Consider the following 14,968-nt stretch of genomic DNA (forward strand, 5'->3'; position numbering starts at 1 on the left):
CTCGCATTAAGGAGAGAGCATGGAGCGCCCCTGGTTTGCCAGCTACCCCGCTGGCGTGCCGCACGAGATCAACCCGGCCGAATTTACCTCGATTCCGGATGTGATGAAGCAGACCGTCGCTAAATATGCCGACCGCGACGCGTTTATCAATATGGGCAAGGCCATCACGTATCAAGAGCTGGACCAGCTCTCGACCGCGTTCGCGGCCTATCTGCAGCAAACGCTGCGCTTAAGCCGCGGTGCGCGCGTGGGCATCATGATGCCCAACCTGCTGCAATACCCGGTAGCGCTGTTCGGCATCCTGAAAGCGGGCATGGTGGTGGTCAACATCAACCCGCTGTACACACCGCGTGAACTGGAGCATCAGCTCAAGGATTCCGGCGCCGAGGCCATCGTGATCGTCGCCAACTTTGCCCACACGCTGGATAAATGCATCAGCAAGACCGCAGTCAAACACGTGATCGTGAGCGAAATCGGCGACATGCTGGGCTTTCCCAAGCGCTTGCTGGTCAACGCCGTTATCAAATATGTGAAGAAGATGGTGCCGGGCTATAGCTTGCCCGGTGCGGTCAGCTTTAACCATGCGCTGGCAGACGGCCGCGCCCAGACACTGGCACCGGTTAATCTGACGCTGGATGATCTGGCGTTTCTGCAATACACCGGCGGCACCACCGGCGTGGCCAAGGGCGCCATGCTGACCCACCGCAATATCGTCGCCAACATGCAGCAAGCGCATGCCTGGATCGGTGGTGTGGTGGCGGATGGCCGCGAGCTGATCGTGACCGCCCTGCCGCTGTATCACATCTTTTCGCTCACCGCGAACGGCATGATCTTTACCAAGATCGGCGCCACCAATCTGTTGATCACCAATCCGCGTGATATCCCCGGCTTTATCAAGGAGCTGAGCAAATATCCGGTAACGGCGATTACCGGCGTCAACACGCTATTTAATGCGCTGGTCAATCATCCCGATTTTCTGAAACTGGATTTCAGTAGCTGGAAACTGACACTTGGCGGCGGTATGGCGGTACAGCAGCCCGTCGCCGACAAGTGGAAAAAAGTCACTGGCGTCACGCTGGTAGAGGCTTATGGCCTGACCGAAACCTCGCCTGCGGCCATGATCAACCCGATGACGCTGCGTGAATACAATGGCATGATCGGCTTGCCTGTGCCGTCCACCGACGCGCAGATCCGTGGCGAAGACGGTAGCGTGCAGCCACCGGGTAGCGCGGGCGAATTGTTTATCAAGGGCCCGCAAGTGATGAAGGGTTACTGGCAACGCGCCGATGAGACCGCCAAGGTCATCGGCGCCGACGGTTTCCTTGCCACCGGTGACGTGGCGATCATGTCGCCGACCGGTTTCTTCCGCATTGCGGATCGCAAGAAAGACATGGTGCTGGTGTCCGGCTTCAATGTGTACCCGAACGAAGTCGAAGACGTGGTGGCGCGGCATCCGGGTGTGCTGGAAGTGGCCTGCGTAGGCGTACCGGATGATAAATCCGGTGAAGCGGTCAAGATTTTTGTGGTGCGTAAAGACCCGACCTTGACTGAAGCCGCGCTGATTGCCTATTGCCGCGAACAGTTGACCAATTACAAAGTGCCGCGCAAGGTTGAATTCCGCGACGCCTTGCCCAAGTCGAATGTGGGCAAGATACTGCGCCGCGAATTGCGCGATCATCAATAACGGCCGGGGCTGCAGCCGCACCGGTTGCAGCCCTGTTTAGCGCTGAATGGGCTCACACCTTCAGCGGGAGATCAATGCCGTGAATCTGATGCCTTTTTTCAAGCTGATGGCCGAGCGCCAGGCTTCTGATCTGTTTCTGTCCGCCAACTCCCCCATCACCATCAAGATCCAGGGCGTGTGCTACCCGGTCAACAACCAGGTGCTGGGCCCGGATCACGTCAAGCAACTTATTTATCAGATTCTGACCCCGCAGCGCATCGCGCGCTTTGAAGAAGACCTTGAGCTTAACTTCGGCATGGCGCTGGAAGGTCTGGGCAATCTGCGGATCAACGTCTTTAAAAGCCGCGGCCATGTCGCCATGGTGGCGCGCTTTATCAAGCAAAAGGCTGCCACGCTCGAAGAGTTGCGCGTGCCCACGCTGCTGAAAGATCTGGTGATGGAAAAGCGCGGCATCATTCTGGTGGTGGGCGCCACCGGCAGTGGCAAATCGTCCACCGTGTCGGCCATGCTGGACCATCGCAACGAAAACCATCCCGGCCACATCCTGACGCTGGAAGACCCGATCGAGTTTTTGTACACACACAAAAAGAGCCTGGTCAATCAGCGCGAAGTCGGTGTCGATACGCATAGCTATGGCGACGCACTGAAGAACGCCATGCGTGAGGCACCGGATGTATTGATGATCGGCGAAGTGCGTGACCGCGAAACCATGACCTACGCCATCCAGTACGCGCAAGCCGGCCACCTTTGTATTACTACTCTGCACGCCAACAACAGTTATCATTCGCTCTCGCGCATCGTGAACTTCTTTCCGCAAGAAGCACGCGAAAGCCTGTTGTACGACATGTCCACCGCCCTGCGCGCCATTGTTTCGCAACGACTGGTGCGCAACAAGGCCGGCAAACTGGTGCCAGCAGTCGAGATCATGCTGAACACGCCGCGCGTGGCCGAGCTGATTCGCACCGGCGCCTTGTCGGACATCAAGGATGCGATGGAACAAACGCTGTCCGAAGGCTCACAAACCTTTGAACAAGCGCTGTACCGCCTGTATCGTTCGGGCGAAGTCGAACTGGACGAAGCCTTGCGCAATGCCGATTCCGCCACCAACCTGTCGTGGATGGTGAACAACGCGCAAAGCGTCGAAGAGCAGGAACAAGCGCAACCCGCCGCCGCGCCCACGCGCACGGCCAGCGCGCCGGCCGCCGACAATCTGGATTTTGATATTTCGCTGCACTGATCCACGCTGCGACAGCGCCAGAAACCGGGCCGCCTTTGCGGCCCTTTTGCTTATATGAAGAGAACATCACCATGAAGCTGTACGGCATCCCCAATTGCGACACCGTCAAAAAGGCGCGCACCTGGCTGACCGAGCAAGGCCAGCACTACGACTGGCATGATTTCAAGAAACAAGGCATCGATACCGTGCTATTGCAAAGCTGGGTCAACGCCATCGGCTGGGAGCCGTTGCTCAATCGCCAGGGCACCACCTGGCGCAAGCTGGACGATGCCACCAAAGCCGGCGTGACCGATGCCGCCAGCGCCATCGCCGTGATGCAGGCCAACCCGTCGGTGATCAAGCGCCCGGTGCTCGATCGCGACGGCAAGATCAGCGTGGGCTTCAAACCCGAGCAATATCAGGCGCTCTTCGCAAATTGACTTGGGTTGGATTCTGGCGTCCCCGTCCAGACCCAGCATCAAAGCCATCAAGCAATTGCAATAACGCGAGTTATACCGCGTAGATGCGCCGCACTTAGCCAACGCCTTTGAATGGTGGGCCCAGGCCCACCCTATATCGACACCCGCAGGAAACCACCATGCCCGCCCCCACCGCCGCCGACCCGACACTCGAACTCACCCAGCAACTGATGCGCCAGGCATCCGTGACGCCGGACGATGCCAATTGCCAGACCATGATGGCGGATCGCCTGAGCAAGCTGGGTTTCCATATCGAGCCCATGCGTTTTGGCGACGTCGATAATTTGTGGGCGCGCCGCGGCACGTCCGGCCCGGTGCTGGTGTTTGCGGGCCATACCGACGTGGTGCCAACCGGCCCATTGGAGCGCTGGCATTCCGATCCGTTTGCGCCCGCCATTCGTGATGGCCACCTGTTTGGCCGTGGCGCGGCCGATATGAAGGCCTCGCTGGCCGCGTTCATCACCGCCACCGAAGCGTTTGTGGCTGATCATCCCCAGCACAAGGGTTCGATTGCGTTTCTGATTACGTCAGACGAAGAAGGCCCGGCCAAAGACGGCACGGTCAAAGTGGTTGAAGCCTTGGCGGCACGCGGCGAAGCGCTGGATTACTGCATCGTGGGCGAGCCGACCAGCTCGGAGCAATTCGGCGACATGATCAAGAATGGCCGCCGTGGCTCCTTGTCTGGCCATCTGACCGTACATGGCGTGCAAGGCCATATCGCCTATCCGCATCTGGCGCGCAATCCCATCCACGTGCTGGCGCCCGCGCTGGCCGAGCTGACTGAAACCGAATGGGATCACGGTAACGAATACTTTCCGCCGACCACCTGGCAAGTGTCCAACATGCACAGCGGCACTGGCGCCACCAACGTGATTCCCGGCACGGTGGAAGTACTGTTCAACTTCCGCTTCTCCACCGAGAACACCGCCGATACGCTGAAGCAAAAGCTGGAGGACATCCTGAAGCGGCATGGCGTTGAATATGATCTGGATTGGTCCTTGTCCGGCGAGCCGTATCTGACCGGGACTGGCGATCTGGTGGATGCGATGCAGGCCGCCATCGAAGAAGAAACCGGCGTCCGCCCGGTATTGTCGACCACGGGCGGTACGTCTGATGGGCGCTTTATCGCCAAACATTGTGCTCAGGTGATCGAATTCGGGCCGCTCAACGCCACCATCCACAAGCTGAATGAATGTGTGGCGGTGGATCATCTGCCGCTGTTGTCGGGCGTGTATCGCCGCGCGCTGGAAAAGCTGATTGCCTGACGCGGCATCAGCTTGCGCGGCCCGGATCGGACGGCGGGTTATGGCGCCATAACGGCAGCCAGCCCGCCTCATCGGCGGCCGCGCGATAGCGCTGATCAACGCCCAGCCCGGTAAAGGCAGCCAGTTGATCCTCGATATAGAGGGCGGGGGTGCCCAGCCGTACCCACGGCGGCATGCCTTGCGCCTGCGCCAGATTCTTCAGTTGCTGCGCCGGACCGTCCGCGCGCAAACGCAGGCGGGCACTGCCCTGCCAGGCGCGTAATTCATACCCCTGCTCCAGCCAGTGCAAAGCAATACCGTGCCCGAGTGCCTGCTGCTGCCAGCAGATGCTGCCGTGCCAGAACGGCACGCTTTGCGCTGCGATGCCTTGCAGCGCCACATTTGGCCCGGCCTGGACCTGCGCCGGCGTAATCCACAGCCGCGTGCGATAACGCCGCACCGCCTGCTGCCGCCAAACCAGTGTCGGCTGCGTATCGCCAGCGGCAGCGCTCATCACACGCCATAACTCATCGAAGGCCCGGGTATCCAGCACCAGGCCCGATTGCGCCAGCCAATAGCGCAAGGCATGGCGCAGCCGCAATGGACTGAGCGCTGTGGCCAGCTCAAAGGCAGCGCCCTGCAGACAGCGCGCCAGATCCTCGGCCGCCAGTTCATCCAGCAAATGACTGGCTTCGCCAAAATGGCGTGCGCTGCGCGCCAGGGCTGTGTCGACGTCGCCAAACTGCGCACGCAGGCCCGGCATGATGTCGTGACGCAAGGCATTGCGTTCGTAATCGGTGGATAGATTGCTTTCGTCTTCGACCCATTGCAGCGCGTGCTGGCGGGCGTAATCCAGCAAGCGAGCACGGGGCGTATCGAGCAAGGGGCGCACCAGCGTGGCCGCGCCGAGCGCGCGCGCATACGGCATCGCGGCCAGACCGTTGACGCCGCTGCCGCGCAGCAAGCTCAGCAGCACGGTTTCGGCCTGATCATCGCGATGATGACCCACGGCAAACAGCTGGGCGGGCTGGCGCAAAAAGGCGGCATAACGCGCATTGCGCGCTGCGCCTTCAACACCCAACTCACCGCGCTGGCTGAGCGTAACGCGCTCCACCGTGCACGGCACGCCCAGGCGCCGGGCGTAATCGAGCGCAAATTGCGCCCACGCATCCGCATGCGGCGACAAGCCGTGATGCACATGCACTGCACGTAACGGGAAGGAAGCGGTGTGCGCCCTCGTTTGCGCGTAACGGGCGAGCAGATGCAACAACACCACCGAATCGACGCCGCCAGACAGGCCGACGCACACGGTGGTGTTGCTGTGGAGCAGGGGCGCCAGTCGCTGCGTTACCAGCTGCAGCAACTGCGCCGAGACATCACGCTCAGGCGACGTCGACTTCCTTGAACTTGCCATAAGCCATCAGGCGCTCGTAGCGCGCTTCCAGCAACTGGTCAATGGTTTTGTCCTGCAGCGGCTTCAGTGCATCCGCCAGCGCTTTCTTCAGGCTCACCATCATTTGCTGCGGATTACGATGCGCGCCGCCAACCGGTTCGGTCACGATCTTGTCGATCAGGCCGAGGGTCTTCAGGCGGGCAGAAGTAATGCCCATCGCTTCGGCGGCTTCCGGCGCTTTCTCGGCCGTTTTCCACAAAATCGAGGCGCAGCCTTCTGGTGAAATCACCGAATAGGTGGCGTATTGCAGCATCAGCACCGCATCGCCCACCGCGATCGCCAGCGCACCGCCCGAACCGCCCTCGCCGATCACCGTGGTGATCACGGGCACGCGCAATTGCGCCAGTTCGAACAGGTTACGGCCGATGGCCTCGGACTGACCGCGTTCTTCTGCGCCAATACCGGGATAAGCACCGGGCGTATCGACAAAGGTCAGTACCGGCAGATTAAAGCGCTCGGCCAGCTTCATCAGGCGCAATGCCTTGCGATAGCCTTCCGGACGCGGCATGCCAAAGTTGCGGTATTGGCGATCTTTGGTATCACGGCCCTTTTGATGGCCTATCACCACGACGCTCTGACCATTAAAGCGCGCGAGGCCGCCCACGATGGCAGCATCATCGGCATAGGCACGATCGCCATGCAGTTCTTCAAAGCCGGTGAACAGCCCCTTGACGTAATCAAGGGTGTAGGGGCGCTGCGGATGGCGCGCCACCTGGGCGATCTGTTGCGGCGTGATCTTGCCGTAGATGCTTTTGGTCAGCTCCTGGCTCTTTTTTTCCAGGTGGCCGATTTCTACCGAGATGTCTACCGCCGAGTCATCCTGCACAAAGCGCAGTTCCTCGATCTTGTTTTCGAGTTCGGCGATAGGTTGTTCAAAATCCAGAAAAGTGGTCTTCATGCTGCTCTTTGTTCCCCGAGAAGCCGCCAGGGGTTGGGTCTTCCGATTCGTCGTACACCGCTACAAACCAAGGGTTTGCGGCGCGCTGTGCCGGCTTGCGGTCAAATGCCGGACGAAAAAATGTCGCAACTATACAGCAAGGTTTGCCCTGCCCCAAGCGACTACGCCCGGCGGCTTACAACCGGATAGGCGGTCTATCAGTTGCGGAAAACGATATCCGCGCGCAGACCGGTTTTCTGGAAGCCACGCTTGGCGGCCACATTAAGAATAACGGGCGCAAAGGTATTGGCGGCAATCTGCCCGTCCAGCCCGTTATGGGTGTTACGGCGCGACAGGATCAATAACAGTTGCACGTCTTCCTGGCGCTCCAGTTGCAACAGAGCGACTTCTTCGTCCGACAACACAATCTCATAATCCAACCCCAGGTCTGACGCGGGCACCACGCTCAACGCCACGCTGGTGTCATCCAGCGATTGCAGCCAGCGCACGGTGGGATTGGGCTTGTCTTCATGCAGCAGCACAAAGCGGGTAAAGGTCTCAAAACCGGGCAGGCCCAGCGGAAAGGTCAGCTCGTTGGACGGGTCAATATCGACTTCGCCAAACCGGGTATTCAGATGCGTCATGAGGTCTCCTGACTGATGACAAACAGGCTGCAAGGCCTGCGTTACCGTTCATAAAACGGCATAAGCTGCTGATCGCTAAAGTTTCTGTGCAAGCTGCCGATAGTTGGCATAATAGTGCAATTGTTCCGCCCGCTGCCCCGCAGTGGCGCGGAGTTTGAAAGGTATATCATGAAAATCGACCAGACCGGAAAAGTCTCACTGCAGACCCCGACGCGTTCGACTGATCGCACCGCCACCCCGGCTACTCAAACCGACGCGGGCGAAGTCAGCAGCGCGCGGGATGACAGCGTGACGATCAATCCTGCCGCAGCTCAGCTGGGCCAGGTTGATCAAGCCAATGACACCAGCGTGTTTGATAGCGACCGCGTGGCACAACTGCGCCAGGCCATTGCCGATGGCAAGTTCACCGTGCGCAGCGATGCCATCGCCGACAAGCTGATCGACAGCGTTAAACAACTGCTTAGCCAATAAGGCCCCACGCGGTGACCCCACTCGAAAGCATTCTGCCTTTGATCATCCACGCCAGCACTACGCTGGCGCGTTTACTTGAGGTGTTGCGCGGCGAACAGGATTTGCTGGTGCAGAATCGCATCGATGGTTTAAGCGCCCTGTTGCCCGAGAAACAACAAGCCGCCGCCCTGGCCGATGCGTCGGCGCGCACGCTGCAGGCGTTTCTGGCCGCCAATGGTGTGGAAGGCAGCGAAGCCGCCGTGCGTGCCTGGCTGCAAGCCCATGCCGCCGACGCGCTGGATGCCTGGGACACCTTGCGGGAATATGCGCGCCAGGCCGCTGCGATCAATCGCAGCAACGGCGCGCTGATCGATACCCGCCGCCATTTGATCGATGGCTTTCTGCACGATATCGCCAGCGAACGTCAGGACGATATCCAGGTTTATTCAGAACGCGGCCGCATGCACAGCGGTGCCGGCACCATCCGCCGCGACAAGGCCTGAGCCGCCGCGTTGCGCTGGCCTTCCCCGTTTGACCCTCTCTAGCCCTGGCCCTGACGCCCTGCGATCAAGGTCCGGCCGCCCTCAAAACGCGCGGCAAACCACGGCGATTTGAGCGACTCCACTTTGATATGGCTCTTGCTCGACGGTGCGTGCACAAATTTGCCATCGCCAATGTAGATGCCCACATGCGAGTGCGGTTTGTTCAGCGTGTTAAAGAACACCAGATCGCCCGCTTCCAGATCCCGCGTTTCGACCGGCTTCGACAGCCGCGCCATCTCGGCCGCGTTGTGCGGCAGATTGATGCCCAGCGCATTCTTGTAGATGAAATACACCAGCCCGCTGCAATCCATCCCGGCCTCAGGGTTGGCCCCGCCAAATTGATAGTTCACGTCGAGCAGACTCAGCGCATATAACACCACTTCACGACGATCATCCGAATTGACGGTGATGGTACTGGTCGTGCGGTCTATCGGTTTGGGTGGCGGTGCGCTAGCGGTGGTGTTCTTGCGCGGGGCGCTGCCGCAAGCGGCCAGTACCAGCAGCAAGGGCGATAGATAAAGCCAGGCGGGCGCAGCGGTACGGGTCATGAACGTCTTTGGGTGATCGGCCGGTGGTGGCGCAAAGCATTGTAGCGCGCCACTTTGCCGCGTGGCACCCAGGCCATACAAACATGTCGTTACATATGCAACTGTCAAAGCATTAACCGCTTACTGGATTTTTCAGAAACAAAGTCTTATCGTAGTCCACGACGCGGCCCAGACCGCGCCACATCGCGTTGCTTCACTTGCACAAGAGGCCACCTATGTCCTGGAACCCTTTGTTTGATGAGTTCGTAAACCGCATGCGCAGCCATGCAATTCCCTTGCGATTGCAACTATGGAATGGCAGCCACTTCGATCTGGCCGCTGAACCCCGCGTCACCATCACCGCCAACAGCCTGGGCAGCCTGCGGCACATCATCCACCCCACGCTCGATAACCTCGGCAAAGCTTATGTGGAGGGTGATATCGATGTGAGCGGGCATGTAATGGATGTGGTGGCAGTGGCAGCGCGGCTGGCCGAAGCCAACAATTCCACCGAGCGCCCGTCCACCCGCGTGGCCGACCATACCCGGCAACTCGACAAAGATTCGATCAGTTATCACTACGACGTTTCCAACGAGTTTTATGCGCAGTGGCTGGACAAGGAAATGATCTATTCCTGCGCCTATTTCAAAACCGCCGACGACACGCTGGACGCCGCGCAAGAACAGAAGCTGGACCACATTCTGGCCAAGCTCAATCTGCGGCCGGGCCAGACGCTGTTGGACATAGGCTGCGGCTGGGGCGCTTTGATCATACGGGCGGCCCGCAAATACGGGGTGAAGGCACTGGGTGTGACGCTTTCGCAGAATCAATACGACTATGCCAGGGCGCGCATCGAGCGCGAAGGCCTGAGCGATGTGTGCGAAGTGCGCATTCAGGATTACCGCGATGTGACCGGCACGTTTGACCGCATCACCAGTGTCGGCATGTTTGAGCACGTGGGGCTGAAGAACCTGCAGACCTATTTCAAGCAAGTGAACAAATTGCTGGCCGACGGTGGCGTGGCCATGAACCACGGCATTACCAGCACCGACCCGGATTCAAAAAGCACCCCGTTTGGTGGCGGCGACTTTATTGATCGCTATGTGTTTCCCAATGGCGAGTTGCCCCATATCAGCCTGGCATTACGGGAAATGGCCAGCGCTGGACTGGAAGTGCTCGACGTGGAAAACCTGCGCCGCCACTACGCCTTGACGCTAGAACACTGGGCCGAACGCTTTGACGCCGCCAAAGAACGCGTACTGGCTTTGGCCGGTGAGCAACGCTATCGCATCTGGCGTATTTATCTGGCGGGTTGCGCCTATGGCTTCAGGCAGGACTGGATTGCACTGCACCAGATTCTGGCCACCAAGAGCGGCGGCCCGGAGATGAACAAACTGCCGCTGACACGCGATTATATGTACCGGCACCCGTAGCGACCGACGACGCGCATGTCACGCGTCGCATAGGGTGGGTCATGACCCACCGCCCAAAGCCAAAGCCAAAGCCGGGAACCGTAATCCTGTCCAGCCACACTGGTTGGTGGGTCAAGACGGGGACGCCGAGTCCCACCCTATGCGCAGCGGTTTTTCAGGCGATCGCTTAGGCAAAAAAAAGGGGGCGGATCTTTCGATCCGCCCCTGCCATTTAGCCATTCGAATTACGCAAGGAGAGCTACTGCAAATTTCCACTTACCACTTACCCGCTGCGGCGCTGGAGAAAGCAGCGCCACGGCGTTTTGATCAACCGAGGTTGATCGGCACGAAAATCTTGGCGTCGCCACGTTGTACCAGCAGGGCCACGTGGTCGCCAGCTTTCGCCATAAACGCTTTCAACTGATCCGCCGAAGTCACCGGCGTGCCATTAATCGCCAGCACGACATCACCCGGCTCTATCCCGGCGGCAGCGGCCGGGCCACTGGCCTGCTCCACCACCAGACCGGATGCAATGCCGGATTCTTGCTGTTCATCTTTGGACAAGGGCCGCACGGCCAGGCCCAGACGGCCATGGTCCGGTGTCTTGTCTTCCGCCGCCACCTTGGCGCCCTTGGCTTCCGAGATCTTTGCCGTCAGCGTCTGGGTTTTGCCATCGCGCCAGATTTCCAGCTTGGCATTGGTGCCCGGCGTGATATTGGCAATGCGCGGCGGCAGGTCGCTGGAGCTGATGATGGCTTGATCATTCAGCTTCAGAATAATGTCGCCCGATTTCAGGCCGGCTTTGGCACCGGCGCTATCCGGCTCAACGCCGCTGACCAGCGCGCCATTCGGCGTTTTCAGACCAAATGATTGCGCCAGCGACTGGTTCACATCCTGGATGGTTACGCCCAGACGACCGCGCGTTACCTTGCCGTGCGCCACGATTTGCTGTTCCACGTTCTTGGCGATATCGATCGGAATCGAGAACGACAAGCCCTGGAAGCCACCACTGCGCGAATAGATCTGCGCGTTGATGCCGATCACTTCGCCGTTCAGGTTAAACAGCGGGCCGCCCGAGTTGCCCGGGTTGATCGGCGCATCAGTCTGGATAAACGGGGTGTAGCCGCCATCGGGCAAGGAGCGCGATTTGGCCGAGATAATCCCGGCGGTCACCGAGTTCTCAAAGCCAAACGGCGAGCCTATGGCCAGCACCCAGTCGCCCACGCGGCTATTGGCCGGATCGCCCAGTTTGACGGTCGGCAGGTTGCTGGCGTTGATCTTGAGTACGGCGATATCGGTGTCTTTATCAAAGCCCAACACCTTGGCCACAAATTCGCGCTTGTCGGTCAACTTGACCGTCACTTCGCTGGCATCCGCCACCACGTGCGCATTGGTCAGCACGATGCCGTCGGCGCTGATGATAAAGCCCGAACCGAGCGCATGCGTCGGTTGTGCGCTACCGCCTTGCGGGGCACCGGGAATACCAAAGCGCCGGAAGAATTCATAGAACGGATCGTTCGGGTCAATCTGCGGCGCGCCACGTTGTTGTTGCTGCGCGGTCTTGACCTGGCCGGTCACGCTGATATTGACCACGGCCGGGCCGTTGCGCTGCACGATGTCGCTGAAGTTGGGCAGATTGCCTTGCACCACCGGCACGATCGGTGCGGTGCTGGCGGTCGCAGCGGCGACCGGCGTAGTTGCCTGAGCTTGCGGAAACAGGTGGCCGTTAAATCTGGCCACAGTAAAACCGAGCAGCCCGGCGATACCAAGGGCAATCGCAGACTGCTTCCAGGTACGAGGTTTGGTCATGGTTGCTCCTGTTCAGTAGGGGTTCAGTCGAACCGTTGCCGGCTAGACTAACCACCTGAGCTTAAACGGCTCTTAAAGAACAGACGCTTATGCCGCCACCACGGGGCTGGCCGTATTGGTAAAAATCACTTCGGCCGCCAGCCCGCCCAGCGATGAATCGCCCAGCACCACCAGCGCCTCGTTGCGCTCGGCAATGGCTTTAACGATGGCCAGACCCAGGCCACTGCCGCCCACGGTCATACCCGGGCGCCGATAAAATCGGTCAAACACGCGCTCACGTTCTTCCGGCGGAATGCCCGGCCCGCTGTCGCTGACGCGCATGAACGGATGCCCCGCGTTATCGATGCCGGTCAGCACATCCACCCGGCCGCCATGCGGGGTGTAGCGCACCGCGTTGGTGACCAGATTGCTCAGCAACACACGCACCGATTCCGGGTCCGCGGTCAGAAATGCCGTGTGGGCGTGCTCAGACAGGCCGATATCCAGTTCTTTGTCTTCGGCCAGGGTGTAATGGTCGGCCAGCACATTACCAGCCAGTTCCAGCAAATCAATCTGCACCGGCGGCCGCGCCTGGGCATCGGGCTCGGCCCGTGCCAGCGCCAGCAACTGCAGCAGCACGTGCGTGGCGCGTTCCAGCCCGGATTGCAGATTGTTCATCGCAATCTGGCGTTCTTCTTCGGTGGTGGCACGTTCCAGCATCTGCAATTGCAACTGCAGCGCCGTCAGCGGGGTGCGCAACTCATGCGCCGCGTCGGCGGTGAAATTGCGTTGCGCGCTCATGGCTTGTTCCAGCCGCGCCATCAAACTGTTGATTTCGTTAACCAGCGCACCGGCTTCTATCGGCGCGTGTTCCAGCGCCACCGGCTCCAAGGCCACCGGCGTGCGTGCGGCCACGGCGGCGGCGAGTTTTTCCAGCGGGCTAAGTCCGCGTCCAACCAGCCACCAGCCGATCACCGCCAGCAAAGGCAGCATGGCCAGAAACGGCATGATGGTGCGTAATGCCGCCATCAGCGCCAGCTGGTTGCGGATGCGCATGGGTTGCGCCACTTGCACCACCTGGTTATTGATCGGAATCGATATCGTGCGCCAGTCGCCATCGCGCGTTTCGACGGTGGCAAAGCCCAGCGTGGCACGATCGGGCAAGGAACGGCCGGGATGCGACATATAAATACGTACGCCGCGCTCATTCCACACCTGAATGACAAAATCAAAATCGCCGCGATCACGCGCGGGCGGTGGCAGGCTGCCAATAAAATTCTGGTCACGCAGCGCCAGTGCCATCTGGCGCAGCTGGTAATCAAACAGCTGGTTCACTTCCTGGCGCGCGCGATAAAAAGTGATGGCCGCACCCAGCGCAATCGCGCCGCACAACACCGCCAGCAGCGATGCGACCAGTTGTTTACGGATCGAGATCATGCCTGGCCTTTCGGCACAAAGTAGCCCACCCCGCGCAGGTTCTTGATCCATTCCGGCCCGAGTTTGCGGCGCAAGGCGTGGATATAGACTTCGACTGCGTTGCTGCCCACCTCTTCACCCCAGCCATACAGGCGTTCTTCCAGCTGCGCACGCGATAGCGGCACGCCAGGGCGTTCGGCCAGCGCCAGCAACACGGCGTATTCGCGCGCCGACAGCGTGACCAGCTCGCCCGCCAGGGTGACTTCGCGCGTGGCCGGGTTGATGCGCAAAGCACCGAGTTCGATTACCGGATCGGCGCGGCCGGCATGGCGGCGCAACACCGCGCGGATGCGGGCGGCCAGCTCGTCCAGATCGAAGGGTTTGACCACGTAATCATCGGCACCGGCGTCGAGGCCAGCCACGCGGTCGCTGACCGTATCGCGCGCCGTCAGGATCAGTACCGGGCGGCCGTCTTGTTTGCGGCGCATGCCACGCAGCAAATCAAGGCCGGATTTACGCGGCATCGACAGGTCCAGCAACACCAGTTCATGTTCGCCGCTGCCCAGCGCCAGCTCGCCCTCGCCGCCGTCGCGCGCCCAGTCCACCGTCATGCCCAGCGGCTTGAGGCCTTGTTGCACGGCGTCACCAATCATGGGGTCGTCTTCTACCAGCAAAACTCGCATGTGTTTGTCCTTATAAGCGAAGCCGATCCCGGCGAACGAGCCGTATTGTAAACATGCCACGCCCATTCCTGGCTAAAGCTTTGCGGCCGGGGTGACGGCATAAAAAAACGGACGCGCACAGTCGTCCGTTCTTACATAGCGCGCTATGCCTTTCGGCCAGCGCCGGTCATGGCAGCAGGCTCAGGCGGGCTTTTTCTTCAGGCAATCGCTCATAAAGGTTTTACGCGCATCGCCTTTCAGGGCCTGGGCCGAGGCGTTCTGATTACAGACCTTCATTTTGTCTTGTTGCGTTGCCGGCGCCGAGGCCGCAGCACTATCCGCTTTAAGACACGTGCTCATAAAACTTTTGCGCGCATCGCCGCTCAGGTTTTTGGTTTTGGCATCGGCATTGCAGGTTTTCATTTTGTCTTGCTGGCTATTGGCAGCCATGACTTGCGTTGAACACAACACGGCGGCAATCAGCAACAGGCTTGGCAGCTTCATCACATCTCTCCAGGGATGGTCTTCAAATCAGTCTTTGAATCGGACTTCAAGTCGTGCTCAGTGTAGCCAG

15 protein-coding genes are annotated in these 14,968 nt (G+C 60.0%); 7 read left to right on the top strand and 8 right to left on the bottom strand.

The window, feature by feature from the left end:
* The first annotated feature begins 19 nt into the window (after positions 1-19).
* From fadD to dapE, 4 genes are all read left to right on the top strand, one after another.
* The gene (gene fadD, locus ACYQ1A_RS14635; protein WP_499363131.1) at positions 20-1,684 is read left to right on the top strand and encodes a long-chain-fatty-acid--CoA ligase FadD; all 1,665 of its coding nucleotides are present in this window, start codon (positions 20-22) and stop codon (positions 1,682-1,684) included.
* An 88-nt stretch (positions 1,685-1,772) separates the two neighbouring features.
* Complete coding sequence (locus ACYQ1A_RS14640) at positions 1,773-2,921, top strand: PilT/PilU family type 4a pilus ATPase (protein WP_499363185.1); 1,149 nt, start codon at positions 1,773-1,775, stop codon at positions 2,919-2,921.
* A gap of 71 nt (positions 2,922-2,992) precedes the next feature.
* Positions 2,993-3,340 (top strand): ArsC family reductase, encoded by a 348-nt coding sequence (locus ACYQ1A_RS14645; RefSeq protein WP_499363133.1) that lies wholly within the window; start codon positions 2,993-2,995, stop codon positions 3,338-3,340.
* 158 nt (positions 3,341-3,498) lie between these two features.
* On the top strand, positions 3,499-4,644 hold the full coding sequence (gene dapE, locus ACYQ1A_RS14650; protein ID WP_499363134.1) for a succinyl-diaminopimelate desuccinylase: 1,146 nt from the start codon (positions 3,499-3,501) through the stop codon (positions 4,642-4,644).
* 7 nt (positions 4,645-4,651) lie between these two features.
* Here dapE and tilS read toward each other — a convergent pair whose 3' ends face one another.
* From tilS to fliW, 3 genes are all read right to left on the bottom strand, one after another.
* Positions 4,652-6,037, bottom strand: a complete 1,386-nt coding sequence (gene tilS / locus ACYQ1A_RS14655; RefSeq protein WP_499363136.1) for a tRNA lysidine(34) synthetase TilS — start codon at positions 6,035-6,037, stop codon at positions 4,652-4,654.
* Positions 6,006-6,974: an acetyl-CoA carboxylase carboxyltransferase subunit alpha gene (locus ACYQ1A_RS14660; RefSeq protein ID WP_499363137.1), complete on the bottom strand. Its 969-nt coding sequence runs from the start codon at positions 6,972-6,974 to the stop codon at positions 6,006-6,008. The genes tilS and ACYQ1A_RS14660 overlap by 32 nt, the downstream gene beginning before the upstream one ends.
* 197 nt (positions 6,975-7,171) lie before the next feature.
* Entirely contained in the window at positions 7,172-7,597 is a 426-nt protein-coding gene (fliW, locus tag ACYQ1A_RS14665) for a flagellar assembly protein FliW (RefSeq protein WP_062222225.1), read from the bottom strand.
* Between the two features lie 168 nt (positions 7,598-7,765).
* Here fliW and flgM point away from each other — a divergent pair, with 168 nt between their 5' ends.
* Both flgM and flgN read left to right on the top strand, forming a co-directional pair.
* The gene (flgM, locus tag ACYQ1A_RS14670; RefSeq protein ID WP_053937783.1) at positions 7,766-8,068 is read left to right on the top strand and encodes a flagellar biosynthesis anti-sigma factor FlgM; all 303 of its coding nucleotides are present in this window, start codon (positions 7,766-7,768) and stop codon (positions 8,066-8,068) included.
* 11 nt (positions 8,069-8,079) lie between these two features.
* A complete protein-coding gene (gene flgN / locus ACYQ1A_RS14675) occupies positions 8,080-8,550 on the top strand; it encodes a flagellar export chaperone FlgN (RefSeq protein ID WP_062222221.1) in 471 nt (156 codons plus the stop codon).
* A gap of 38 nt (positions 8,551-8,588) precedes the next feature.
* Here the strand turns inward: flgN and ACYQ1A_RS14680 are convergent, their stop codons facing one another.
* Positions 8,589-9,137, bottom strand: a complete 549-nt coding sequence (locus ACYQ1A_RS14680) for a C40 family peptidase (RefSeq protein ID WP_499363140.1) — start codon at positions 9,135-9,137, stop codon at positions 8,589-8,591.
* Between the two features lie 215 nt (positions 9,138-9,352).
* On the opposite strand from ACYQ1A_RS14680, the gene ACYQ1A_RS14685 reads away from it, so the two are divergent.
* Complete coding sequence (locus ACYQ1A_RS14685; protein ID WP_499363142.1) at positions 9,353-10,549, top strand: class I SAM-dependent methyltransferase; 1,197 nt, start codon at positions 9,353-9,355, stop codon at positions 10,547-10,549.
* A 306-nt stretch (positions 10,550-10,855) separates the two neighbouring features.
* Here the strand turns inward: ACYQ1A_RS14685 and ACYQ1A_RS14690 are convergent, their stop codons facing one another.
* The 4 genes from ACYQ1A_RS14690 to ACYQ1A_RS14705 form a co-directional block, all read right to left on the bottom strand.
* Entirely contained in the window at positions 10,856-12,337 is a 1,482-nt protein-coding gene (locus ACYQ1A_RS14690) for a DegQ family serine endoprotease (protein ID WP_499363144.1), read from the bottom strand.
* An 87-nt stretch (positions 12,338-12,424) separates the two neighbouring features.
* Positions 12,425-13,753 (bottom strand): ATP-binding protein, encoded by a 1,329-nt coding sequence (locus tag ACYQ1A_RS14695; protein ID WP_499363146.1) that lies wholly within the window; start codon positions 13,751-13,753, stop codon positions 12,425-12,427.
* Positions 13,750-14,415, bottom strand: a complete 666-nt coding sequence (locus ACYQ1A_RS14700) for a response regulator transcription factor (protein WP_062222234.1) — start codon at positions 14,413-14,415, stop codon at positions 13,750-13,752. The genes ACYQ1A_RS14695 and ACYQ1A_RS14700 overlap by 4 nt, the downstream gene beginning before the upstream one ends.
* 180 nt (positions 14,416-14,595) lie before the next feature.
* On the bottom strand, positions 14,596-14,898 hold the full coding sequence (locus tag ACYQ1A_RS14705) for a PsiF family protein (RefSeq protein ID WP_499363148.1): 303 nt from the start codon (positions 14,896-14,898) through the stop codon (positions 14,596-14,598).
* Positions 14,899-14,968: the final 70 nt, after the last annotated feature.

It is taken from the genome of Silvimonas sp. JCM 19000 (assembly GCF_054652575.1).

Excerpts from the sequence above, each read along its gene's own strand:
- tilS (WP_499363136.1), bottom strand. The coding sequence starts at position 6,037 with ATGGCAAGTTCAAGGAAGTCGACGTCGCCTGAGCGTGATGTCTCGGCG.
- dapE (WP_499363134.1), top strand. The coding sequence starts at position 3,499 with ATGCCCGCCCCCACCGCCGCCGACCCGACACTCGAACTCACCCAGCAA.
- ACYQ1A_RS14680 (WP_499363140.1), bottom strand. The coding sequence starts at position 9,137 with ATGACCCGTACCGCTGCGCCCGCCTGGCTTTATCTATCGCCCTTGCTG.
- ACYQ1A_RS14700 (WP_062222234.1), bottom strand. The coding sequence starts at position 14,415 with ATGCGAGTTTTGCTGGTAGAAGACGACCCCATGATTGGTGACGCCGTG.
- ACYQ1A_RS14695 (WP_499363146.1), bottom strand. The coding sequence starts at position 13,753 with ATGATCTCGATCCGTAAACAACTGGTCGCATCGCTGCTGGCGGTGTTG.
- flgM (WP_053937783.1), top strand. The coding sequence starts at position 7,766 with ATGAAAATCGACCAGACCGGAAAAGTCTCACTGCAGACCCCGACGCGT.
- fliW (WP_062222225.1), bottom strand. The coding sequence starts at position 7,597 with ATGACGCATCTGAATACCCGGTTTGGCGAAGTCGATATTGACCCGTCC.
- ACYQ1A_RS14640 (WP_499363185.1), top strand. The coding sequence starts at position 1,773 with ATGCCTTTTTTCAAGCTGATGGCCGAGCGCCAGGCTTCTGATCTGTTT.
- ACYQ1A_RS14705 (WP_499363148.1), bottom strand. The coding sequence starts at position 14,898 with ATGAAGCTGCCAAGCCTGTTGCTGATTGCCGCCGTGTTGTGTTCAACG.
- fadD (WP_499363131.1), top strand. The coding sequence starts at position 20 with ATGGAGCGCCCCTGGTTTGCCAGCTACCCCGCTGGCGTGCCGCACGAG.
- ACYQ1A_RS14690 (WP_499363144.1), bottom strand. The coding sequence starts at position 12,337 with ATGACCAAACCTCGTACCTGGAAGCAGTCTGCGATTGCCCTTGGTATC.
- ACYQ1A_RS14685 (WP_499363142.1), top strand. The coding sequence starts at position 9,353 with ATGTCCTGGAACCCTTTGTTTGATGAGTTCGTAAACCGCATGCGCAGC.
- ACYQ1A_RS14660 (WP_499363137.1), bottom strand. The coding sequence starts at position 6,974 with ATGAAGACCACTTTTCTGGATTTTGAACAACCTATCGCCGAACTCGAA.
- ACYQ1A_RS14645 (WP_499363133.1), top strand. The coding sequence starts at position 2,993 with ATGAAGCTGTACGGCATCCCCAATTGCGACACCGTCAAAAAGGCGCGC.